Source organism: Bartonella sp. B41, from assembly GCF_053795765.1.
Map to the genome: position 1 here is coordinate 739,034 of NZ_CP200037.1, position 20,734 is coordinate 759,767.

At 41.5% G+C, this 20,734-nt stretch carries 32 protein-coding genes; all 32 read right to left on the reverse strand.

Annotation, left to right across the window (positions count from 1 at the left end; translation table 11 throughout):
- Position 1: 1 nt before the first annotated feature.
- The 32 genes from V4P54_RS03145 to rpsL all read right to left on the reverse strand — a co-directional run bounded on the left by V4P54_RS03145 (position 2) and on the right by rpsL (position 20,272).
- The gene (locus tag V4P54_RS03145; RefSeq protein ID WP_455477674.1) at positions 2–1,357 is read right to left on the reverse strand and encodes a DegQ family serine endoprotease; all 1,356 of its coding nucleotides are present in this window, start codon (positions 1,355–1,357) and stop codon (positions 2–4) included.
- Between the two features lie 294 nt (positions 1,358–1,651).
- Entirely contained in the window at positions 1,652–2,080 is a 429-nt protein-coding gene (gene rplQ / locus V4P54_RS03150) for a 50S ribosomal protein L17 (RefSeq protein ID WP_455476613.1), read from the reverse strand.
- Positions 2,081–2,103: 23 nt separating this feature from the next.
- Complete coding sequence (locus tag V4P54_RS03155; protein ID WP_455476614.1) at positions 2,104–3,117, reverse strand: DNA-directed RNA polymerase subunit alpha; 1,014 nt, start codon at positions 3,115–3,117, stop codon at positions 2,104–2,106.
- Between the two features lie 94 nt (positions 3,118–3,211).
- Positions 3,212–3,601 (reverse strand): 30S ribosomal protein S11, encoded by a 390-nt coding sequence (gene rpsK / locus V4P54_RS03160; RefSeq protein ID WP_455476615.1) that lies wholly within the window; start codon positions 3,599–3,601, stop codon positions 3,212–3,214.
- Positions 3,602–3,725: 124 nt separating this feature from the next.
- On the reverse strand, positions 3,726–4,097 hold the full coding sequence (gene rpsM / locus V4P54_RS03165) for a 30S ribosomal protein S13 (protein WP_455476616.1): 372 nt from the start codon (positions 4,095–4,097) through the stop codon (positions 3,726–3,728).
- Positions 4,098–4,251: 154 nt separating this feature from the next.
- On the reverse strand, positions 4,252–4,851 hold the full coding sequence (locus tag V4P54_RS03170) for an adenylate kinase (RefSeq protein WP_455476617.1): 600 nt from the start codon (positions 4,849–4,851) through the stop codon (positions 4,252–4,254).
- The gene (gene secY / locus V4P54_RS03175) at positions 4,848–6,194 is read right to left on the reverse strand and encodes a preprotein translocase subunit SecY (protein WP_455476618.1); all 1,347 of its coding nucleotides are present in this window, start codon (positions 6,192–6,194) and stop codon (positions 4,848–4,850) included. The genes V4P54_RS03170 and secY overlap by 4 nt, the downstream gene beginning before the upstream one ends.
- Before the next feature lie 176 nt (positions 6,195–6,370).
- On the reverse strand, positions 6,371–6,838 hold the full coding sequence (gene rplO / locus V4P54_RS03180; protein ID WP_455476619.1) for a 50S ribosomal protein L15: 468 nt from the start codon (positions 6,836–6,838) through the stop codon (positions 6,371–6,373).
- A gap of 21 nt (positions 6,839–6,859) precedes the next feature.
- The gene (rpmD, locus tag V4P54_RS03185; RefSeq protein WP_455476620.1) at positions 6,860–7,066 is read right to left on the reverse strand and encodes a 50S ribosomal protein L30; all 207 of its coding nucleotides are present in this window, start codon (positions 7,064–7,066) and stop codon (positions 6,860–6,862) included.
- A gap of 31 nt (positions 7,067–7,097) precedes the next feature.
- Positions 7,098–7,646 (reverse strand): 30S ribosomal protein S5, encoded by a 549-nt coding sequence (gene rpsE, locus V4P54_RS03190; RefSeq protein ID WP_455476621.1) that lies wholly within the window; start codon positions 7,644–7,646, stop codon positions 7,098–7,100.
- Between the two features lie 116 nt (positions 7,647–7,762).
- Positions 7,763–8,125, reverse strand: a complete 363-nt coding sequence (rplR, locus tag V4P54_RS03195) for a 50S ribosomal protein L18 (protein WP_455476622.1) — start codon at positions 8,123–8,125, stop codon at positions 7,763–7,765.
- Positions 8,126–8,137: 12 nt separating this feature from the next.
- Positions 8,138–8,671 carry a 50S ribosomal protein L6 gene (gene rplF, locus V4P54_RS03200; RefSeq protein WP_455476623.1) on the reverse strand — a complete coding sequence of 178 codons (534 nt, stop codon included), beginning with the start codon at positions 8,669–8,671 and terminating at the stop codon, positions 8,138–8,140.
- A 39-nt stretch (positions 8,672–8,710) separates the two neighbouring features.
- Positions 8,711–9,109 (reverse strand): 30S ribosomal protein S8, encoded by a 399-nt coding sequence (gene rpsH / locus V4P54_RS03205; RefSeq protein WP_455476624.1) that lies wholly within the window; start codon positions 9,107–9,109, stop codon positions 8,711–8,713.
- A gap of 14 nt (positions 9,110–9,123) precedes the next feature.
- Complete coding sequence (gene rpsN / locus V4P54_RS03210) at positions 9,124–9,429, reverse strand: 30S ribosomal protein S14 (RefSeq protein WP_455476625.1); 306 nt, start codon at positions 9,427–9,429, stop codon at positions 9,124–9,126.
- A gap of 24 nt (positions 9,430–9,453) precedes the next feature.
- The gene (gene rplE / locus V4P54_RS03215) at positions 9,454–10,011 is read right to left on the reverse strand and encodes a 50S ribosomal protein L5 (protein ID WP_455476626.1); all 558 of its coding nucleotides are present in this window, start codon (positions 10,009–10,011) and stop codon (positions 9,454–9,456) included.
- Positions 10,004–10,318 (reverse strand): 50S ribosomal protein L24, encoded by a 315-nt coding sequence (rplX, locus tag V4P54_RS03220; RefSeq protein ID WP_455476627.1) that lies wholly within the window; start codon positions 10,316–10,318, stop codon positions 10,004–10,006. Before rplX ends, rplE begins: the two co-directional genes overlap by 8 nt.
- 12 nt (positions 10,319–10,330) lie before the next feature.
- On the reverse strand, positions 10,331–10,699 hold the full coding sequence (gene rplN, locus V4P54_RS03225; protein WP_455476628.1) for a 50S ribosomal protein L14: 369 nt from the start codon (positions 10,697–10,699) through the stop codon (positions 10,331–10,333).
- Between the two features lie 144 nt (positions 10,700–10,843).
- Complete coding sequence (gene rpsQ, locus V4P54_RS03230; RefSeq protein ID WP_455476629.1) at positions 10,844–11,083, reverse strand: 30S ribosomal protein S17; 240 nt, start codon at positions 11,081–11,083, stop codon at positions 10,844–10,846.
- Positions 11,076–11,294 (reverse strand): 50S ribosomal protein L29, encoded by a 219-nt coding sequence (gene rpmC / locus V4P54_RS03235; RefSeq protein WP_455476630.1) that lies wholly within the window; start codon positions 11,292–11,294, stop codon positions 11,076–11,078. The genes rpsQ and rpmC overlap by 8 nt, the downstream gene beginning before the upstream one ends.
- 12 nt (positions 11,295–11,306) lie before the next feature.
- The gene (gene rplP / locus V4P54_RS03240; protein WP_455476631.1) at positions 11,307–11,720 is read right to left on the reverse strand and encodes a 50S ribosomal protein L16; all 414 of its coding nucleotides are present in this window, start codon (positions 11,718–11,720) and stop codon (positions 11,307–11,309) included.
- A gap of 36 nt (positions 11,721–11,756) precedes the next feature.
- A complete protein-coding gene (gene rpsC / locus V4P54_RS03245; protein ID WP_455476632.1) occupies positions 11,757–12,467 on the reverse strand; it encodes a 30S ribosomal protein S3 in 711 nt (236 codons plus the stop codon).
- Positions 12,467–12,856, reverse strand: a complete 390-nt coding sequence (rplV, locus tag V4P54_RS03250) for a 50S ribosomal protein L22 (protein WP_455476633.1) — start codon at positions 12,854–12,856, stop codon at positions 12,467–12,469. The genes rpsC and rplV overlap by 1 nt, the downstream gene beginning before the upstream one ends.
- Positions 12,857–12,858: 2 nt before the next feature.
- A complete protein-coding gene (rpsS, locus tag V4P54_RS03255) occupies positions 12,859–13,137 on the reverse strand; it encodes a 30S ribosomal protein S19 (RefSeq protein ID WP_455476634.1) in 279 nt (92 codons plus the stop codon).
- A 15-nt stretch (positions 13,138–13,152) separates the two neighbouring features.
- Positions 13,153–13,986: a 50S ribosomal protein L2 gene (rplB, locus tag V4P54_RS03260; protein ID WP_455477675.1), complete on the reverse strand. Its 834-nt coding sequence runs from the start codon at positions 13,984–13,986 to the stop codon at positions 13,153–13,155.
- Positions 13,987–14,006: 20 nt separating this feature from the next.
- On the reverse strand, positions 14,007–14,300 hold the full coding sequence (locus V4P54_RS03265) for a 50S ribosomal protein L23 (RefSeq protein ID WP_455476635.1): 294 nt from the start codon (positions 14,298–14,300) through the stop codon (positions 14,007–14,009).
- Positions 14,297–14,917, reverse strand: coding sequence for a 50S ribosomal protein L4 (gene rplD / locus V4P54_RS03270; RefSeq protein WP_455477676.1), 621 nt, complete (start codon positions 14,915–14,917; stop codon positions 14,297–14,299). Before rplD ends, V4P54_RS03265 begins: the two co-directional genes overlap by 4 nt.
- A complete protein-coding gene (gene rplC, locus V4P54_RS03275; RefSeq protein WP_455476636.1) occupies positions 14,917–15,657 on the reverse strand; it encodes a 50S ribosomal protein L3 in 741 nt (246 codons plus the stop codon). The genes rplD and rplC overlap by 1 nt, the downstream gene beginning before the upstream one ends.
- 27 nt (positions 15,658–15,684) lie before the next feature.
- A complete protein-coding gene (gene rpsJ / locus V4P54_RS03280) occupies positions 15,685–15,993 on the reverse strand; it encodes a 30S ribosomal protein S10 (RefSeq protein WP_455476637.1) in 309 nt (102 codons plus the stop codon).
- Between the two features lie 45 nt (positions 15,994–16,038).
- On the reverse strand, positions 16,039–17,214 hold the full coding sequence (gene tuf / locus V4P54_RS03285) for an elongation factor Tu (protein ID WP_455476638.1): 1,176 nt from the start codon (positions 17,212–17,214) through the stop codon (positions 16,039–16,041).
- Between the two features lie 65 nt (positions 17,215–17,279).
- Complete coding sequence (fusA, locus tag V4P54_RS03290) at positions 17,280–19,364, reverse strand: elongation factor G (protein ID WP_455476639.1); 2,085 nt, start codon at positions 19,362–19,364, stop codon at positions 17,280–17,282.
- 42 nt (positions 19,365–19,406) lie between these two features.
- Positions 19,407–19,877: a 30S ribosomal protein S7 gene (rpsG, locus tag V4P54_RS03295; protein ID WP_455476640.1), complete on the reverse strand. Its 471-nt coding sequence runs from the start codon at positions 19,875–19,877 to the stop codon at positions 19,407–19,409.
- Positions 19,878–19,900: 23 nt separating this feature from the next.
- Positions 19,901–20,272: a 30S ribosomal protein S12 gene (rpsL, locus tag V4P54_RS03300; protein ID WP_455476641.1), complete on the reverse strand. Its 372-nt coding sequence runs from the start codon at positions 20,270–20,272 to the stop codon at positions 19,901–19,903.
- Positions 20,273–20,734: the final 462 nt, after the last annotated feature.

Below are 20,734 nucleotides of genomic sequence, written 5' to 3' on the forward strand. Positions count from 1 at the left end.
CTCAACGAACAAACTGACGAATATACATACCACCGCGTTCGTATTCCAACTGCCAAATACGCGGATGACCTTGCATAAGGATACTTTTTAGCTGACTGACTGTTTGAATTTTGTGACCATTAACGATACGCAAAATATCTCCTGAACGAAAAATCCCTGCAGCATTGCTCATCTCATCAATATTAGTAATTATGACTCCTCTCGCAGTAGCAGGAAGATGAAAATGTCGACTATTTTGTGGTGTTAAATCCAACACTTCAATCCCCAAAAGAGGCCCTTCACTCATAATTTTTTCTGATTTTAAAAATGCAGTCTCTGGTACTGATGAAACAATTATTTTCGTTTTTAAAATTTTTCCATTACGCAGATATTCTAAAGTAAGCCCTTGTCCAATTCCGGCAGTCATTAAACGATAACCAAGACTATCTGGATTATCGACTCGTATCCCTTGCACACTTAAAATAACATCACCTACTTTTAAACCAGCCTTTGCGGCTGGGCTATTTTGAGTAATCTCAACGATAAGAGCGCCATAAGGACGTTCTAACCCTAAACCACCCGCAATATCTGGTGTAACACGCTGAAAAGATGCGCCAATGTAAGGTGGTACAAAATACTTTCCACCACGTCTCACAGTATCAAGAATCGCCTTTACAAGATTCACAGGAATAGCAAAACCAATACCAACAGAACCACCAGACCGAGAATAAATAGCCGTATTAATGCCAATTAATTGTCCCTTCATGTCAATCAAAGCTCCGCCAGAATTACCTGGATTAATAGCAGCATCTGTCTGAATAAAAAAATCAAAATCAGAAATACCAACTCGTGTGCGCGCTTGCGCCGAAACAATACCACTCGTAACAGTTTGACCAACACCAAAAGGATTACCAATTGCAAGAACGAGATCACCAACCTCAACGGAATCAGAATTTCCCAAAGGAAGAACAGGAAATTGCGCTCCTTTTGCATCAATTTCAAGCACAGCAATATCAGTTGCTTCATCTTTTAGAATAATCTTACTTTCAAACTCCCGCCCATCAGAAAGAGCAACTTTAATTTCGTTTGCATCCTTGATGACATGATAATTGGTGACAATCAAACCATGCGCATCAACGATTACCCCAGACCCCAATGATGATTGTTTACGTAAAGGAAGATTATCTTGATAACGACCAAAAAATTGCTCAAAAAACGGATCACCCTCAAAAGGAGAACGTATTCTTACCTGCCGAGCAGCATAAATATTTACAACAGATGGAATGGCCTTTTTAACTAAAGGAGAAAATGAAAGAGTTATTTCTGATTGTGTTTGCGGAACTTGAGCATATGCACAGTGAAACAACATCTGCGCCATAACCATAAAAAAAAACACAAAAAAAAAGGACTCTTCATTACTCACTCCTCATAAAACTGCTTAATTCCTTAACAAGATAACCCCCCCCCATCCCCTATAAAATATAGGAGTATCATTAATATTCACAATTTAAAACAAAAATAACCTATCTGAAAATAAATATTATAAAAATAAAATAATTTAATATCATGCACTATCCTCTCCAAATTATCTCTACAATAATAAACCAATTTTAAATGGTAATAAAAAACCGCCTTCGAAAGGCGGCTTTTAAAACTCAATAAAAAAATTACCTTATGAAGAAGATTCTTTTTCGTTAATTAAACTTTCCATACGTGCACGATCTATAGCCCCCTTCGCATCGACGTCACGATCAACGAATTCTATAACAGCCATAGGAGCATTATCACCCACACGAAAACCCGCTTTCATAATTCGCAAATATCCGCCATTTCTGGACGCATAGCGCGGAGCAAGAGTACTAAAAAGCTTAGCAACTTTTCCAACATCACGAATAGCTGAAATTGCTTGTCGACGTGCATGCAAATCCCCACGCTTACCAAGAGTAACCAATTTTTCAACGATAGGACGAATTTCTTTAGCCTTTGGCAATGTTGTCATAACCTGCTCATGCTCAATCAACGAAGCCGCCATATTCGCAAACATCGCCTTACGATGACTAGCAGTTCGGTTCAACTTACGACCTGACTTACTATGGCGCATAAAATTTCTCCTTAATTCCTAATTTAATACTGATCCTCATACCGCTTCGCAAGATCATCAATATTTTCAGGTGGCCAAGAAGGAATCTCCATACCAAGATGCAATCCCATGCATGCCAAAACTTCTTTAATTTCATTTAACGATTTTCTCCCAAAATTTGGGGTTCGAAGCATTTCAGATTCCGTCTTCTGAATGAGATCACCGATATAGACAATATTGTCATTTTTGAGACAATTTGCAGAACGAACAGAAAGCTCTAACTCATCAACTTTTTTAAGAAGTGCAGGATTAAAAGCAAGCTCAGATGGAGTTTCTTCAACAACTTCTTTCTGCGGCTCCTCAAAATTAATAAACAAAGACAATTGATCCTGAAGAATACGTGCGGCAAAAGCAACGGCATCCTCTCCATTAACAGCACCGTTAGTTTCAATCGTCAACGTTAATTTATCATAATCGAGAACCTGACCTTCACGGGTATTTTCTACTTTATAAGATACCTTGCGAATTGGAGAATAAAGACTATCAACTGGAATAAGACCTATTGGTGCATCATCAATACAATTTCGATCAGATGGAACATACCCCTTTCCCGTATTAACAATTAATTCCATACGAATCTCAGCACCCTCATCAAGAGTGCAAATAACATGCTCTGGATTTAAAACCTCCATATCTCCAACAGTATTAATATCCCCAGCTTTCACAACACCAGGCCCTTCTTTACAAACGATAATACGCTTAGACCCCTCCTCTTCCATACGAAGAGCAATCTCTTTGATATTTAAGATAATATCTGTAACATCCTCACGAACACCCGGAATCGACGAAAATTCATGCAAAACACCGTCAATTTGTACAGCAGTAACCGCAGCACCACGAAGCGACGACAACAATACGCGACGAAGCGCATTTCCTAATGTCAAACCAAAACCACGCTCAAGAGGCTCAGCAACCACGCTTAAAACATTTGGATTATCATGCGCATAAAACTCAACCTTGCTTGGTTTAATCAGCTCCTGCCAGTTTTTCTGGATCATACCTTTATTCCCATTCTTTAGTTCCACTACCATTCAATCGCAACGGCCAATGTGAACATCAGAGAAAGCTCTGATAACAAAAAACAATACCCGATTAAACACGCCGTCTTTTTCTTGGACGACACCCATTATGAGGAATCGGCGTCACATCGCGAATGGAAGTAATTATAAAACCAACAGATTGCAATGCACGTAAAGCAGACTCCCGACCTGCCCCAGGACCACAAACTTCAACCTCTAATGAACGCATACCATGCTCTTGAGCTTTCTTAGCACAATCCTCAGCCGCAACTTGAGCTGCAAAAGGTGTCGACTTCCGAGAACCTTTAAAACCCTGAGCACCCGCAGATGACCACGCAATTGCATTTCCTTGAGCGTCAGTAATAGTAACCATTGTGTTATTAAATGTTGAATTGATATGCACAATACCTGATGAGATATTTTTTCTCTCGCGACGACGAACGCGTGTGGCTTCCTTGGCCATATTTTTCCTTTCACTGATCTCCGCACTGCCGCAACATCAGCAGTTCTACCCGGACATTTGCTCTCTAAAAAAAATCTAAAAAAACAAAAATATCTTAAAAGCAAAACTATTTACTTTTAAGATACTACTGCTTCTTTTTACCAGCAATAGCCCTAGCCGGACCTTTACGTGTACGCGCATTTGTATGTGTACGTTGCCCACGAACTGGTAAAGAACGACGATGACGCAATCCACGGTAACAGCCAAGATCCATCAAACGCTTAATATTCATAGCAACGTCACGACGCAAATCACCTTCAACCTGATAACTCTGATCTATTGCTTCACGAATCTGCAACACCTCAGCATCCGAAAGCTCACTCACACGGCGCCCCGAAGGAATACCAACCTTTTCAGTGATTTCTTGAGCAAATTTCTGTCCAATTCCATGGATATATTGAAGCGCAATAACTACGCGCTTATTCGTCGGTATATTGACGCCAGCAATACGAGCCACGCCTACTCTCCTTGATTATGTCCACAACAAACTGCAAAATACACCACATACCTTGCAAAACACAGACTCAGCGTAAAACGCTTAAAATCCTACTATTATTATTAAATAAACCAAAGCAGCTTTTGATAGATTTTATTACAAAAGTCAACATATTTTATTTATTTATAAAAAAATCTCTATTAAAAAACTCCCTAATGATGCGTGATACTTCAGTAACATCAAGCATCCCATTAATTATCTTTAATAAACCAATTTTTAAATAAAAATTTGATAAAGGAGCCGTCTTTTCTCGGTATTCTACTAATCTCTTTGCAAAAGAAACAGAATTATCATCTGCACGAACTTGTAACCCAGAAACTATAGCATCCTGAACACGTCTCTTCATACGTTCAATTAACACATCTTCATCAACAGCTAACTCAATAACAACATCAAGAGGCATATTTTTTGATTTCAAAACTTGTTCCAAAGCTTCTGCTTGTCTAACCGTACGTGGATATCCATCCAACACGAAACCACTTATACAATCATTTTTATCAATACGATCTGATACAATACGATTAACTATACTATCGGGAACCAAAAATCCAGAATTCACAATAACTTCAGCTTTTTTACCAATTTCTGTCTTTTTTGCAATAGCCTCACGTAACATATCACCAGTTGACAATTGAGGAACGTGGTATTCTTCAGCTAATATTCTAGCTTGCGTACCTTTTCCAGATCCAGGAGGCCCCAAAAAAATGACTCTCATCGACTCCTTCTACCTCCACGAAGTCTTGATTTTTTAATCAACCCTTCATATTGGTGTGCAACAAGATGCCCCTGAATTTGAGAGACTGTATCAAGCGTAACAGTAACAACAATCAACAAAGAAGTTCCACCAAGATAAAAAGGAATCCGTAACGCAGATACCATAAACTCAGGTAACAAACAAACCAAAATAATATAAACAGCACCAACGACAGTAATACGTGTTAAAACATAATCAATATACTCAGCTGTACGTTCTCCAGGACGAATTCCTGGAACAAAACCAGAATGTTTTTTTAATTGATCAGCTGTATCCTTTGGATTAAATACAATCGCTGTATAAAAAAAGCAAAAAAATGCCATTAGAATAGCATAAACGATCATGTAAAGGGGCTGTCCATGACCAAGAGAATAAGAAATAAACTGAACCCAGTGTGGCATTTTATCAGAAAAATTATTAACAGTTGCAGGCAATAATAATAAAGAAGAAGCAAAAATCGGAGGAATAACACCAGCAGTATTTAATTTCAAAGGAAGGTGAGACATATCTCCCTGAAAGATCTGATTACCAACTTGACGCTTTGGATATTGAATGAGGATTTTCCTCTGTGCACGTTCTACAAAAACAATAACCCCTATAACAGAAACAGCGATAAAAACAATTCCAATTAATAAAAAGGTCGATAAATCAGCCTGACTGTGAGCGGTCAAAAGCTGAGCAAAAGTGGAAGGAAAATTGGCTACAATTCCTACAAAAATGATAAGAGAAACTCCGTTACCGATACCGCGTGACGTGATCTGTTCTCCAAGCCACATCAGAAACATTGTACCTCCAACAAGTGTAATAACAGAAGAAATACGAAACATAAGGCCTGGCTCTAAAACTATTTGAAGTCCTGTTCCTATACCAGTTTCAAGCGCAACAGCAATACCAAAAGCCTGCATGACCGCTAAAACAACCGTTACATACCGAGTATACTGATTAATAATCTTACGCCCCACCTCACCCTCTTTCTTAAGAGACTCTAATGAGGGAATGATAGACGTTAACAATTGTACAATAATCGATGCTGATATATAAGGCATAATTCCTAATGCAAAAATTGCCATGCGACCAACAGCACCCCCAGCGAACATATTAAACAATCCTAACACGCCAGATGCATGATGTTCAAATGTCTGCCGCAAAGCATCAAGATTAATACCAGGAAGAGAAACGTAAGTACCAAAACGATACACAATGAGTGCAGACAAAGTAAACCAAATTCGTTTCTTTAATTCCGTAGCACGCGAAAAAGTGCCGAAATTTATATTGGAAGCAAATTGCTCAGCTGCTGACGCCATAAAACCTCTCCAGTCAACATTCCATTTCTCTAAAATACAAAAGCATAACTACAAAATTCACATTGCCACACATAAACAGAAATAAAATTCCAATACCCCGTCAAAATATTTCTTAAGAAAATATGTTAAATGCACCTAAACAACTTAGTCTATATCAAAATAATAAACTTACAAATTCACTGAACAACTTCAGAAAAAGTAACTTGACCACCTACCTTCTCAATATTGAGGCGAGCAGCTTTAGAAACACCAGAAACACTAAATACAATCTTATCTTTCAATTCACCACCAGAAAGAAGACGAACTCCATCTTTCGCACGACGAATGACACCAGCCTCCTTCAGCGCAAAACTATCAACTATTTTTTCAATATCCAGCTTACCGGAATCAACTGCCAACTGAATACGACCAAGAGAAACCTCATTATAACTTTTAGCAAAAAAATTCTTAAACCCACGCTTTGGTAAACGACGATAAATAGGCATTTGCCCACCCTCAAAACCATTCAGCGAAACACCAGAACGTGACTTTTGCCCCTTGACTCCACGACCACCAGTTTTTCCAAACCCCGAACCGATACCACGCCCAACACGTTTACAGTTCCTTGTCGCTCCTTTACAATCACGCAGCTCATTGAGTCTCATATTCCTATACTCCCGCGATCTTCAATATTCATCTACAACTCGAACAAGATGCTGAACCTTAGTGATCATACCACGAACACACGAAGTATCCTCTAAAGTTCTACGGCGATGCATCTTATTTAACCCAAGTCCCTTTAGAGTCTCTCGTTGAATCCGCGGACACCGAATCGGGCTCCCAATTTGCTCTACTGTCACGACCCTAACACTCTGAGACTTTTTCTCAACCATTTCTTAATTCCTTTTCTAGCAACTCCAGGAACTAGCCTTCTGTACCAACAAAATTCTGACGACGAGCTTGCAAAGTTGAATATTTTATACCACGTCGAGCAGCAATATCCTTAGGATGCATTTGACGCTTCAATGCATCAAAAGTTGCTCGTACCATGTTGTACGGATTTGAAGATCCAAGCGATTTCGCGACAACATCCTGCATGCCAAGAGTTTCAAAAATAGCACGCATTGGCCCTCCGGCAATAATGCCAGTACCAGCAGAAGCAGAACGCAACAAAACCCTCCCCGCTCCATGACGACCTTCTAGATCATGATGTAACGTACGCCCAGAACGAAGAGGAACATAAATCATCCCCCTCTTTGCTGACTCTGTTGCTTTTCGAACAGCTTCAGGTACCTCACGTGCCTTACCATGACCAAATCCGACACGCCCTTTTTGATCTCCAACCACAACAAGAGCAGCAAAACCAAAACGACGACCGCCCTTTACAACCTTAGCAACACGATTAATATGAACAAGCCTATCTACAAATTCACCATCATGCTCATCCCGCTCATTGCGCTCTTTTTGTGCCATTCCTCATTCCTTTTTCTTTTCCGGAAGCACGTTTAAAACGTCCAAACAAAAAAACCAAGGGAACCTACACGAAATACCCTAAAGTTTCCTTCTAAAAACCTATAAATAAAAACATGCTAAAAACTCAATCCGCCTTCACGAGCAGCTTCAGCCAAAGCCCTTACCCTACCATGATAAACATATGCACCACGATCAAATACAACCTTATCAATACCGATTCTCTTTGCACGCTCAGCAATCAATTTACCAACAGCAAAAGCAGCCTCTTTATCTGCACCTGTTCTCAAAGATTTTTTTAAATCTCCCTCAAGAGTAGAAGCAGAAACAAGCGTACAACCGCGTGAATCATCAATAATTTGAACATAAATATTTTGATTCGAACGAAAAACACTAAGCCTTAAACGATCTTTAGAGACCGCCTTAATCCGACGACGAACACGCCGCGCACGCCGATGGATAATGTCCTTAGATGAAACCATGATACAAAATCCTCATTTCTTTTTACCCTCCTTACGGAAGATACGCTCATCTGCATGCCTGATACCCTTACCTTTATAAGGCTCAGGCCTACGATACCCACGAATCTCTGCCGCAATCTGCCCAACCTGCTGTTTATTAACCCCAGAAACAACAATCTCTGTCGGCTTTGGAACCGTTACAGTTACACCTGACGGCACTTTATAAATAATATCGTGAGAAAAACCTAAAGACAATTGGACATCCCTCCCCTGCAAAGCCGCACGATAACCAACACCGCTAATCTCAAGCCTCTTCTCAAAGCCGTCCTTTACCCCACAAAAAATATTCTCAATCATTGAGCGAGACATCCCCCATTTAGAGCGTGCATCTTTTGACTGATCCCGAGGCGAAACAAATACAACATCGCCCTCAAGTTTAACCAAGACCTCATCATTCACGACATAGCTCAGTTCACCTTTAGGCCCCTTCGCTTTGACAACTTGACCTTCAACAGATGCAATAACTCCTGAAGGAACTGAAATGGGTTTTTTTCCAATACGAGACATTGTTCTAACCTAATTTTTCTTCCACCACTTTCTAATCGCTTAGAAAATACTACAAAGAAGCTCTCCACCAACATTCTTCTCGCGTGCCTCATGATCAGCCATAACTCCTTTGGAAGTTGACAAAATCGAAATACCAAGACCATTTGCCACCGGAGGAATAGATTTAGCAGAAACATACACACGACGCCCTGGCTTTGAAACACGCGAAATCTTACGAATAGCAGACGAGCCTTCAAAATACTTTAACTCAATTTCAATTTCAGATTTCCCATTACCAGAGTCAACTTGGTTATATCCACGAATGTAACCTTCTGATTGCAAAACATCTAAAACATGTGCGCGGAGCTTTGAAGCAGGAGTAACCACTTTCCCTTTTTTACGACAAAGCGCATTGCGAACACGTGTCAACATATCACCAAGAGGATCAGATATAGACATTAAACAATCTCCTCTTACCAACTAGACTTAACAATACCAGGAATATGCCCCAAAGAACCAAGTTCTCGCAACGCAATCCTCGACACCTTTAATTTACGATAATAGGCTCGTGGCCGACCTGAAACTTCACAACGATTACGAACACGAACCTTAGCAGAATTGCGCGGAAATCCTGCCAATCGCACAGAAGCACGAAAACGCTCTTCAAGAGAATTTTTTTGGTCCATAACTATCGCCTTCAAGCGTGCACGGCGTGCAGCATAACGTTTCACCATAGATTCACGACGCCTATTTTTCTCAACTGCACTCACTTTAGCCATAATTCTACCTCACTTCACCTGCCCTTACGAACGAAATGGGAAATTAAAAGCACGTAACAACTCACGCGCCTCATCATCCGTTTTCGCCGTCGTGCAAACAATAATATCCATGCCCCAAATTTGATCAACCTTATCATAATTTATTTCTGGAAAAACAATGTGCTCTTTAATGCCCATGGCGAAATTACCATTACCATCAAAGCTTTTTGAATTCAAACCACGAAAATCACGAACACGCGGAAGTGCAATCGTAATAAGACGATCCAGAAACTCAAACATACGATCTTTACGCAACGTAACCTTAGCACCTATAGGCATTCCTTCACGAACTTTAAAAGTTGCAATAGAATTACGTGCACGAGTAATAACAGCCTTCTGACCAGTTATTAACGCCAAATCTTCAGCAGCAATGGACGGTTTCTTCGAATCAGCAGTCGCCTCGCCAATTCCCATATTAACCACTATTTTATCGACGCGTGGAATCTCCATTTCATTCCTATAATCAAACCGCTCACGAAGAGCCTTACGAACGACTTCAAAATAATGCGTCTTCATACGCGGCTTTTGTTTTTCTTCAGCCATTAATCAATTCTCCCGAACGCTTGGCAAAGCGAACCTTATTGCCATCTGCATTCACACGAAAACCTACACGCGTAGGCTTACCATCCCTAGGATCAGCAATAGCCAAGTTGGACAAATGAATCGGAGCCTCTTTAGAAACAATTCCTGCCTCTCGCTTCTGCGTTTGACGCTGATGACGTTTAATCATATTAACACCACGAACAAAAGCACTACTCTCCTTCGGGTTTACCTTAATTACTTCACCACGGCAACCTTTATCTTTACCAGACAAAATAACAACTCTATCACCTTTTCGAATTTTTTGCATAATATCTGCTCCCTACAATACTTCCGGAGCAAGCGAAATAATCTTCATATGATTTTTACCACGAAGTTCACGAGGAACCGGTCCAAAGATACGTGTTCCTATTGGCTCTTTTTTATTATCCACTAAAACAGCAGCATTACTATCAAAACGGATAACACTACCATCAACGCGACGAATATCTTTAGCGGTACGAACCACCACAGCTTTCATCACATCCCCCCTTTTTACACGACCACGAGGAATAGCATCCTTAACCGAAACAACAATAATATCACCGACCGAAGCATATTTTCGCTTTGAACCACCCAATACTTTGATGCACATAACACGACGAGCACCAGAATTATCTGCAACATCGAGATTCGTTTGCATCTGAATCATGACCGCTCACCTTCCCTAAACACACACGTCTCATCGTGCCTCAACACAAATCAGACCTATTTCAAAATAATGACAAAATTACTGCTTTCAAATCTATCAACAAAAATACAATTATTGCTAAATTTCAAAACAATAAATCCAACTTTATACTACACTGTCCTTAACAACAATCCAATGTTTATCTTTAGAAATCGGCCTAGATTCCTGAATAAAAACCTGATCCCCAAGCTTGAACTGATTACTCTCATCATGCGCCTTGTATTTTTTAGACTGCCTAACAGTCTTTTTAAGAAGCGGATGAGAATAACGACGCTCAACTTTAACAATTACAGTTTTATCACTTTTGTCGCTGACGACAATACCCTGCAAAACGCGTTTAGGCATCTTTCACTTCCTCAAACTTTTTCTCGTTTATCTTACGGCGAAGAAAAGTTTTAATACGCGCAATATCACGACGAACCCGCCGAATACGTGCAGTCTTTTCCAACTGACCCGTCGCCTTTTGAAAGCGCAAATTAAATTGCTCCTTCTTTAACTTAGCCAACTCATCTTTCATTTTGTCGAGCGTTTGCGCCCGTAACTCTATGGCTCCCATCGCTTAATCTCTTTACTCAGTAATCCGTTGAACAAAACGTGTTTTAATAGGTAACTTTGCAGCACCCAACCTTAATGCCTCACGCGCCACATCTTCAGGCACTCCATCAAGCTCAAACATGACACGCCCAGGAGCAACACGCGTTGCCCAATAATCGACACTCCCCTTACCTTTACCCATCCGAACCTCAGTTGGCTTAGAGGTAACTGGAAGATCTGGGAAAATACGAATCCAAACACGACCAGAACGCCTCATATAACGCGTAATTGCCCGACGCGCTGCCTCAATTTGACGAGCAGTAATACGATCCGGTTCAACAGCCTTCAGACCGTAAGCGCCGAAATTTAAATTCGTACCAGCCTTCGAAGCACCATGAATACGCCCCTTGAATTGTTTACGAAATTTTGTGCGCTTTGGCTGCAACATTACTCTCTACTCCCAGCTTTATCCCAACCACAAAAACTAAGCATTTTCGCGGCGACGATTTGATGAAGAACCAGAATGATCAACTTCTGTAGCACAGCGTTCTGAAGCCATCGGATCATGTTCAAAAATTTCCCCCTTAAAAACCCATACCTTAACGCCACAAACTCCATAAGCAGTCCTAGCCTCGGCAGTACCATAATCAACATCAGCACGCAAAGTATGAAGCGGAACACGACCTTCACGATACCATTCCATACGAGCAATTTCAGCACCCCCAAGACGACCTGAACAGTTAATACGAATACCTTCCGCCCCAAGACGCATAGCAGACTGAACAGCACGCTTCATTGCACGCCGAAACGCAACACGACGCTCTAACTGCTGAGCAACTGACTGTGCAATAATCGTAGCATCAATTTCAGGTTTACGAATTTCCACAATATTTAACGAAGTTTCAGCGTCAGTCATTTGCGAAATTTTACGACGAAGCTTTTCAATATCAGCACCCTTTTTACCAATAATTAAACCAGGACGTGCCGAATAAATCGTTACACGACATTTCTTATGAGGACGTTCAATAACAACCTTGGAGATAGCAGCCTGCTTCAATTCCTCAAGAACATACAAACGAATTCTCAAGTCCTCATGCAAGAGACGCCCATACTCACCATTATCGGCATACCAACGAGAATCCCAAGTCCTATTAACTCCAAGACGAAGTCCTATTGGATTAACCTTCTGCCCCATTATGCGGCCTCCACTTCTCTGGTAACTTCACGAACAATGATAGTAAGATGCGAAAATGGACGCTCAATCCGATTAGCACGACCACGACCACGCACATGGAAACGCTTCATAACCACAGACTTACCAACATACGCCTCTGCAACAATCAACGAATCAATATCAAGGTCATGATTATTCTCCGCATTTGCAATAGCCGACTCAAGAGTTTTTTTAACAGTTCCAGCAACACGTTTACGCGAAAATGTTAAATCAGCCAACGCGACATTAACTCTTTTACCACGAATCATGGCAGCAATCAAATTAAGCTTCTGCGGACTAACACGAATTGTCCGAGCAACAGCCTTAGCCTCATTTTCTCTAAGCTGGCGCGAAACTTTAGCCTTTCCCATCCCTACTTCCTCTTCGCCTTTTTATCTGCACCATGCCCATAATAAGTACGGGTAGGAGCAAATTCTCCAAATTTATGCCCGACCATCTCTTCAGAAACAAAAACAGGGATATGCTTATTGCCATTATAAACACCAAAAGTCAAACCAACAAACTGCGGTAAAATAGTAGAGCGACGACTCCATATTTTTATAACCTCATTACGCCCACTCTCACGTACCTTCTCTGCCTTCCCAAGAAGATAGCCGTCAACAAACGGACCTTTCCAAACCGAACGAACCACCTCAGACTACCTCTCTTATTTCTTACGTTGATGCCGCGTACGCATGATAAACTTATCGGTTGCTTTATTAGAGCGCGTACGCTTACCTTTTGTAGGCTTACCCCAAGGAGACACCGGATGACGACCTCCTGATGTACGACCTTCACCACCACCATGTGGATGATCTACTGGATTCATGGCAACACCACGAACATGAGGACGTTTGCCGCGCCAACGCGTACGACCTGCCTTACCATCATTAATATTCCCATGATCCGGATTTGAAACTGCACCAACAGTTGCAAAACAACCACCAAACACTAAACGCTGCTCACCAGAATTAAGACGAAGAATAGCCATACCTTGATCCCGCCCAACTAATTGCGCATAAGCTCCAGCTGAACGAGCAATCTGGCCACCTTTTCCCGGCTTCATCTCAACATTGTGAATAATCGTCCCCACAGGCATATTACAAAGCGGCATAGCATTACCAGGCTTAACATCGACATTTGAACCAGCAACAACAAAATCACCAACATCAAGACGTTGCGGCGCAAGAATATAACTTAACTGCCCATCTTCATAACGAATAAGCGCAATGAAAGAAGTACGATTTGGATCATACTCCAAGCGCTCTACCTTTGCGGGAATATCACGCTTAAGACGCTTAAAATCAACAAACCTATAACTACGCTTATGACCACCACCCTGAAAGCGAGCAGTGACCCGACCACGATTATTACGCCCACCCTTTGACGACAACCCCTCAGTCAACGCCTTCACGGATTTACCCTTATAAAGGCAAGAACGATCCACCATAACAAGCTGACGTTGCCCAGGTGTAGTCGGATTAAAATACTTAAGTGCCATCATTCCTATCTCCGATTCCTTTAAAGACCTGTCGAAACATCGATAGACTGACCATGAGCCAGCGTTACAATTGCTTTTTTAACATCATTCTGCCGACCAACAATACCCTTAAAACGCTTTATTTTACCCTTGCGAACTATAGTATTAACGGACTTAACCTTAACGCCGAAAAGCGCCTCAACAGCCTCTCTAATTTCAGTCTTTGTGGCCTTCAGTGCAACACTGAAAACAACCTGATTATACCCAGAAATCATCGTCGATTTTTCAGTAATAACCGGACTGACGATTGTATCATAATGGCGAAGATCTGTCATTTAAAACGTTCCTCTAGAGACTCAACAGCCGCTTTTGATAAAACAAGTTTACTACGACGCAAAATATCGTAAACGTTAATTCCCTGAATCGGCAAAACGTCAATATTAGGAATATTAGATGCTGCACGAAAAAAATTAATATCAACCTCTTTGCCCGCAATTAATAAAGCATTGTTAAATCCAATTTTAGAAAAATTAGAAACTAAAGTTTTCGTTTTAGCATCTTTCAAACTCATTTCATCGACCACAACCAAATCATTTGCACTAAATTTCGCTGATAAAGCAAGACGCAAACCAAGAGCACGAACTTTCTTAGGAAGATCATGCGTATGACTACGCACAACCGGGCCATGCGCTTTACCACCTCCCCGGAATTGTGGCGCACGAGCAGATGAATGACGAGCACGCCCAGTTCCCTTTTGCTTGAACATTTTCGCCCCAGTTCTAGAAACTTCAGACCGCCCCTGCGACTGATGCGTTCCCTGCTGACGACGCGAAAGTTGCCAACGAACAACACGCTGCAAAATATCCTCACGTGGAGTAAGACCAAAGATAGCCTCAGAAACCTTCAACTTACCAACTTCATTACCATCAAGGCTTTTTATTACCAAATCCATCATTCAATTTCCCTAGATTCAGCTTCTTTTGTTACCGGAGAAACAGTTTCTGACGATTCCTTCACAAGACGACGAACGCCAGCAGGCTTTGGAACATTGTCAGGAAGACGTTTTTTTACAGCATCCCGAACCAAAATCCAAGCTCCCTTAGAACCAACAACAGAACCACGAACCAAAATCAAACCACGCTCAACATCCGTAGAAACAACCTCAATATTCTGCGTTGTTACACGCACCTGCCCCATGTGGCCAGCCATCTTTTTTCCCTTAAAAACTTTACCAGGATCTTGACATTGCCCCGTTGAACCATGAGCACGATGTGTAATTGAATTACCATGTGAAGCACGATGACCACCAAAATTATGTCGCTTCATAACACCAGCAAAACCTTTACCGATACTTGTACCAGTTACGTCAACCCTTTGTCCAGGAACAAAATGTTCTACCGTAATTTCAGTACCAACATCAAGAAGATTATCAGGACTAACACGAAATTCTACCACTTTAGCTTTTGGCTCAACAGAAGATTTAGCAAAATGCCCACGAAGAGCTTTTGAAATATTTTTAATCTTAGCAAAACCCACCCCCAATTGAACAGCAGTATAACCATTCTTTTCCACTGTACGCTGAGAAATAACCTGACAACTCTCCAAACGAAGTACTGTCACTGGAACATGCTCTCCAGCATCGTTATAAATACGGGTCATACCCAATTTCTGTGCTATTACACCTGAACGCATCAGATTTATTCCTTCTGTCCTCAAACCTCAAAGCTTAATCTCAACATCTACACCAGCAGAAAGATCAAGTTTCATAAGCGCATCTACAGTTTGCGGTGTTGGATCAACAATATCAAGAAGACGCTTATGTGTACGCATCTCAAATTGCTCGCGACTTTTTTTATCGATATGAGGACCACGATTAACCGTAAACTTCTCAATCCGCGTTGGCAACGGAATAGGTCCACGAATATTTGCACCAGTACGCTTAGCAGTTGACACAATTTCACGTGTCGACGCATCAAGAATTCTATGATCAAAAGCCTTTAAGAGAATACGGATATTTTGACTGTTCATGCTATTCATTTTCCTATTACACAAAACGCCTTCACCAATGATTATTTACTCGATGATCTTAGAAACTATACCAGCACCCACTGTACGCCCACCTTCACGAATAGCAAAACGCAACTTCTCTTCCATTGCGATAGGCACAATCAAAGAAATGTCCATAGCAACATTATCACCAGGCATAACCATCTCTGTACCCTCAGGCAATGTAACAATTCCCGTCACATCTGTAGTACGAAAATAAAACTGTGGACGATAATTCGTAAAAAATGGAGTATGACGACCACCCTCATCCTTGGTCAAAATATAAGCTTCTGCCTTAAATTTAGTATGCGGTGTCACAGAACCAGGTTTTGCCAAAACTTGACCACGCTCAATTCCTTCACGATCAACACCTCGAAGCAACGCACCTATATTATCACCAGCCTGACCTTGATCTAAAAGCTTGCGAAACATCTCAACACCCGTAACTGTTGTCTTAGAAGTTGGGCGAATCCCGATAATCTCAATTTCTTCCCCAACTTTAATCACACCGCGCTCAACACGACCAGTAACAACAGTTCCACGACCAGAAATCGAAAAAACATCCTCAATTGGCATCAAAAACGGCAAATCAACAGGACGATCAGGCGTTGGAATATAATTATCAACCTCACTCATCAAAAGACGAACTGCATCCTCACCAATACTCTTATCTGTATCCTCAAGAGCAGCTAACGCAGAACCCTTGACTATTGGTATATCATCTCCTGGAAAATCATATTTTGACAAAAGTTCCCGAACTTCAAGTTCAACAAGCTCCAAAAGCTCCGCATCATCAACTTGATCAACTTTATTAAGAAAAACAACAATCGCCGGAACACCAACCTGACGAGCCAACAAAATATGCTCACGAGTCTGAGGCATAGGGCCATCAGCTGCAGAAACAACCAAAATGGCTCCATCCATCTGCGCTGCTCCGGTGATCATGTTCTTCACATAATCTGCGTGACCAGGACAATCAACATGCGCATAATGCCGCTTCTCTGTCTCATACTCAACATGAGCTGTAGAAATAGTAATCCCACGCGCACGCTCTTCAGGCGCCGCATCAATTTGGTCATACGCTTTAAATTCACCAAAATATTTCGTAATCGCTGCGGTTAGCGAGGTCTTTCCGTGATCAACATGACCAATCGTACCAATGTTAACATGTGGTTTCGTACGTTCAAATTTGCTCTTTGCCATTTGAGCTCTCCATTTTTTTGTCCAAAACAAAGGACCAAGTTAAAATTAATTACGTAGCCCAAAAACTACGCGTATTTCTTTTGGATCTCCAAAGCAACAGCCGAAGGAACAGGCTCATAATGATCAAACTGCATTGTATACTGAGCACGACCCTGACTCATTGAACGAAGAGTGTTTACATAACCAAACATATTAGCCAAAGGAACCATCGCATTCACAACCGTAGCAATACCACGCACCTCAGTTCCTGAGATCTGCCCCCTACGAGAGTTTAAATCACCAATAACGTCGCCAACATAGTCCTCAGGCGTAACAACCTCTACTTTCATGATAGGTTCCAAAAGCTGCGCACCAGCTTTTTTTGCACCATCACGAAAAGCTGCACGAGCGGCAATCTCAAATGCCAAAACTGAAGAATCCACATCGTGGTAACCACCATCAACCAAAGTAGCTTTCACCCCAAGCATAGGGAACCCAGCAAGAGGACCCGAACCCATAACACTTTCAATCCCTTTCTGAACACCAGGAATATACTCTTTAGGAACAGAACCACCAACAATCTTTGATTCAAATAGAAAATCATCACCTTCATGAGGCTCAAAAATAATCTTTACGCGCGCAAACTGTCCAGCACCACCAGACTGTTTTTTATGAGTATAATCAATCTCAGCAACCTTCGTGATTGACTCGCGATAAGCAACCTGAGGCTGACCCACATTAGCCTCAACTTTAAATTCTCGCCGCATACGATCAACAATAATGTCAAGATGAAGTTCACCCATCCCAGCAATAATCGTCTGCCCCGATTCCTCATCTGACTTAACTCGAAACGAAGGATCCTCCGCCGCTAAACGACTAAGCGCCAATCCCATTTTCTCTTGATCAGCTTTTGTTTTTGGCTCAATCGCAATTTCGATAACAGGCTCCGGGAATTCCATTCTTTCCAAAATAACAGGCTTCAAAGGATCACAAAGAGTATCACCTGTTGTCGTCTCCTTAAGCCCCGCAAGGGCAACAATATCACCAGCAAAAGCCTCTTCAATATCTTCACGAGAATTCGAATGCATCTGAAGCATACGCCCCAAACGCTCCTTTTTTCTCTTCACAGTATTTTCAAGAGAAATACCCTTTTGAGCTCGACCAGAATAAATACGACAAAATGTCAATGAACCAACAAAAGGATCATTCATTATCTTAAACGCAAGCATAGAAAGAGGAGCTTCATCAGAGGATTCGCGTGTTGTTTCAGCCTCAGTCTTCGCATCAACTCCACTAATCGCAGGAACATCAACTGGAGAAGGAAGATAAGAAACAACAGCATCCAAAAGAGGCTGAACCCCCTTATTCTTAAAAGCCGTCCCACAAAGAACCGGATGAAACTGAACCCCTATCGTTCCCTTACGAATAAGAGTAATAAGCTGCTCATTAGTTGGCATCACTCCCTCTAAATAAGCCTCTGTCGCAGATTCATCAACTTCAACCGCCATCTCAATTAGTTCTTCGCGATATTTTTCCGCCTTTTCCTTTAAGTCACCAGGAATCTCACTCACCACCGCTGAAGCACCAATAGATCCATCCCACCTTAAAGCCTTCATCTCAATAAGATCAACAACACCTTCAAAGTCATTCTCAGCACCAATCGGCAATTGCAAAACAAGCGCCTTAGCTCCCAATCGTGACCCAACCATCTCCACACTGCGGTAAAAATCAGCTCCTATCTTATCCATCTTATTAACAAAAACCATACGCGGCACATGATACTTTTCAGCCTGTCGCCAAACAGTCTCTGTTTGAGGCTCCACACCGGCATTAGCATCCAATAACGCTATCGCGCCATCAAGGACACGCAAAGAACGTTCAACCTCAATCGTAAAATCAACATGCCCCGGCGTATCGATAATATTGAAGCGTCTTTTCCGACCATCACGCCCCTCCCAAAAAGTAGTCGTCGCAGCAGAAGTAATCGTAATACCACGTTCCTGCTCTTGTTCCATCCAATCCATTGTAGAGGCACCATCATGAGTTTCACCGATTTTATGATTTTTACCAGTGTAAAACAAAATACGCTCAGTCATAGTCGTCTTACCAGCATCAATATGCGCCATGATGCCAAAATTACGATAATCCTCAATCTTATACTCTCGAGCCATCTTCTTACCTTAGCTTCTTAAACATACCCACCAGCAATACACCTACCAGCGATAATGAGAAAATGCACGATTAGCCTCAGCCATACGATGAACATCCTCACGCCTTTTTACCGCAGAACCACGATTATTGGCGGCATCCACCAATTCACCAGAAAGACGGTCAATCATTGTTGTTTCACTACGCCGCCGCGCCGCCGCAATCAACCAACGCACAGCAAGAGCTTGACGACGATCTGGACGAACATCAATCGGAACTTGATAAGTAGCACCACCAACACGACGTGAACGAACCTCTATATGAGGAGCAACATTTTCCAATGCTTGATGAAATAAAGCAACAGGATCTGACTTTACTTTTTTTTCCACTGCATCAAGCGCACAATAAACAATACGCTCAGCAACTGACTTTTTGCCATCAAACATAATGGCATTCATAAATTTTGTAATAACCAAATCACCAAATTTAGGATCTGGATTAATCTCACGTTTTTCTGCTCTATGACGACGGGACATTAACTTTGTCTCTCAATAAAAAATTACTTTGGACGCTTTGCGCCATACTTCGAACGACGCTGCTTACGATTCTTGACACCCTGCGTATCAAGCAAACCTCGAATAATGTGATAACGAACTCCTGGCAAATCTTTAACACGACCACCACGAATCATAACAACAGAGTGCTCTTGAAGATTATGCCCTTCCCCTGGAATGTATCCAATCACTTCAAACCCATTTGCTAAGCGAATCTTAGCAACTTTACGAAGGGCAGAATTCGGCTTCTTCGGCGTTGTTGTGTAAACACGAGTACAAACGCCACGCTTCTGCGGGTTTGCTTGAAGAGCGGGAACTTTATTGCGCTTAACCGGCGCAATCCTCGGTTTCCGAATCAACTGATTTACGGTAGGCATGTAACCTTCCTCTTTATTTGATCTACATTTGTTTACTCAAAATCTTGGCTTTTCCAGAGTTTACCATGATACAACTCAGAGCAGACACCAAGTCTATACACAAAATCGGGCTAGACTGCCAAAAACAGTTCACCCGAAAACAGGCAGAGAAGGCAAGAAGCCTTTTGCATTGATATTTACTTTCAATTATTCAAAACAACCCCTGCTTGACATGACTGCTGGGCAAGCCCAAAAAGTGCACTCTTACATCGGTTATGGTAGCTTCTAATAGCGAGAACATATACGTTCGTCAAGAACTAAACATCATAAAGTTTATAAAAATGAAAATAAACCAATATTGTAATACTTTAACTTAGCTTTTCCCCACGCACTTGATAAATTAAATCACCATAGTAATATTTCTTGCACAATGATTCAAAGGACTTTAACAACATTCTAAAAATTATTACGAAATAACTTAAC

What these genes read in the sequence shown, in the direction of transcription:
- secY (WP_455476618.1), bottom strand. Translation starts at nt 6,194, where the DNA reads ATGGCGTCAGCAGCTGAGCAATTTGCTTCCAATATAAATTTCGGCACT.
- rpsN (WP_455476625.1), bottom strand. Translation starts at nt 9,429, where the DNA reads ATGGCTAAAGTGAGTGCAGTTGAGAAAAATAGGCGTCGTGAATCTATG.
- rpsH (WP_455476624.1), bottom strand. Translation starts at nt 9,109, where the DNA reads ATGTCTATATCTGATCCTCTTGGTGATATGTTGACACGTGTTCGCAAT.
- rplR (WP_455476622.1), bottom strand. Translation starts at nt 8,125, where the DNA reads ATGGTTTCATCTAAGGACATTATCCATCGGCGTGCGCGGCGTGTTCGT.
- rpsG (WP_455476640.1), bottom strand. Translation starts at nt 19,877, where the DNA reads ATGTCCCGTCGTCATAGAGCAGAAAAACGTGAGATTAATCCAGATCCT.
- V4P54_RS03145 (WP_455477674.1), bottom strand. Translation starts at nt 1,357, where the DNA reads ATGGCGCAGATGTTGTTTCACTGTGCATATGCTCAAGTTCCGCAAACA.
- rplX (WP_455476627.1), bottom strand. Translation starts at nt 10,318, where the DNA reads ATGCAAAAAATTCGAAAAGGTGATAGAGTTGTTATTTTGTCTGGTAAA.
- rplB (WP_455477675.1), bottom strand. Translation starts at nt 13,986, where the DNA reads ATGGCACTTAAGTATTTTAATCCGACTACACCTGGGCAACGTCAGCTT.
- V4P54_RS03155 (WP_455476614.1), bottom strand. Translation starts at nt 3,117, where the DNA reads ATGATCCAGAAAAACTGGCAGGAGCTGATTAAACCAAGCAAGGTTGAG.
- rpsC (WP_455476632.1), bottom strand. Translation starts at nt 12,467, where the DNA reads ATGGGGCAGAAGGTTAATCCAATAGGACTTCGTCTTGGAGTTAATAGG.
- rplC (WP_455476636.1), bottom strand. Translation starts at nt 15,657, where the DNA reads ATGCGTTCAGGTGTAATAGCACAGAAATTGGGTATGACCCGTATTTAT.
- V4P54_RS03265 (WP_455476635.1), bottom strand. Translation starts at nt 14,300, where the DNA reads ATGACAGATCTTCGCCATTATGATACAATCGTCAGTCCGGTTATTACT.
- rplQ (WP_455476613.1), bottom strand. Translation starts at nt 2,080, where the DNA reads ATGCGCCATAGTAAGTCAGGTCGTAAGTTGAACCGAACTGCTAGTCAT.
- tuf (WP_455476638.1), bottom strand. Translation starts at nt 17,214, where the DNA reads ATGGCAAAGAGCAAATTTGAACGTACGAAACCACATGTTAACATTGGT.
- V4P54_RS03170 (WP_455476617.1), bottom strand. Translation starts at nt 4,851, where the DNA reads ATGAGAGTCATTTTTTTGGGGCCTCCTGGATCTGGAAAAGGTACGCAA.
- rplO (WP_455476619.1), bottom strand. Translation starts at nt 6,838, where the DNA reads ATGAGACTCAATGAGCTGCGTGATTGTAAAGGAGCGACAAGGAACTGT.
- rplE (WP_455476626.1), bottom strand. Translation starts at nt 10,011, where the DNA reads ATGGCTGAAGAAAAACAAAAGCCGCGTATGAAGACGCATTATTTTGAA.
- rpsK (WP_455476615.1), bottom strand. Translation starts at nt 3,601, where the DNA reads ATGGCCAAGGAAGCCACACGCGTTCGTCGTCGCGAGAGAAAAAATATC.
- rplP (WP_455476631.1), bottom strand. Translation starts at nt 11,720, where the DNA reads ATGTTGCAGCCAAAGCGCACAAAATTTCGTAAACAATTCAAGGGGCGT.
- rpsE (WP_455476621.1), bottom strand. Translation starts at nt 7,646, where the DNA reads ATGGCACAAAAAGAGCGCAATGAGCGGGATGAGCATGATGGTGAATTT.
- rpsJ (WP_455476637.1), bottom strand. Translation starts at nt 15,993, where the DNA reads ATGAACAGTCAAAATATCCGTATTCTCTTAAAGGCTTTTGATCATAGA.
- rplD (WP_455477676.1), bottom strand. Translation starts at nt 14,917, where the DNA reads ATGGATTTGGTAATAAAAAGCCTTGATGGTAATGAAGTTGGTAAGTTG.
- rpmC (WP_455476630.1), bottom strand. Translation starts at nt 11,294, where the DNA reads ATGGGAGCCATAGAGTTACGGGCGCAAACGCTCGACAAAATGAAAGAT.
- rpmD (WP_455476620.1), bottom strand. Translation starts at nt 7,066, where the DNA reads ATGGTTGAGAAAAAGTCTCAGAGTGTTAGGGTCGTGACAGTAGAGCAA.
- rplF (WP_455476623.1), bottom strand. Translation starts at nt 8,671, where the DNA reads ATGTCTCGTATTGGAAAAAAACCCATTTCAGTTCCTTCAGGAGTTATT.
- rpsQ (WP_455476629.1), bottom strand. Translation starts at nt 11,083, where the DNA reads ATGCCTAAACGCGTTTTGCAGGGTATTGTCGTCAGCGACAAAAGTGAT.
- fusA (WP_455476639.1), bottom strand. Translation starts at nt 19,364, where the DNA reads ATGGCTCGAGAGTATAAGATTGAGGATTATCGTAATTTTGGCATCATG.
- rpsL (WP_455476641.1), bottom strand. Translation starts at nt 20,272, where the DNA reads ATGCCTACCGTAAATCAGTTGATTCGGAAACCGAGGATTGCGCCGGTT.
- rplN (WP_455476628.1), bottom strand. Translation starts at nt 10,699, where the DNA reads ATGATTCAGATGCAAACGAATCTCGATGTTGCAGATAATTCTGGTGCT.
- rplV (WP_455476633.1), bottom strand. Translation starts at nt 12,856, where the DNA reads ATGGGAAAGGCTAAAGTTTCGCGCCAGCTTAGAGAAAATGAGGCTAAG.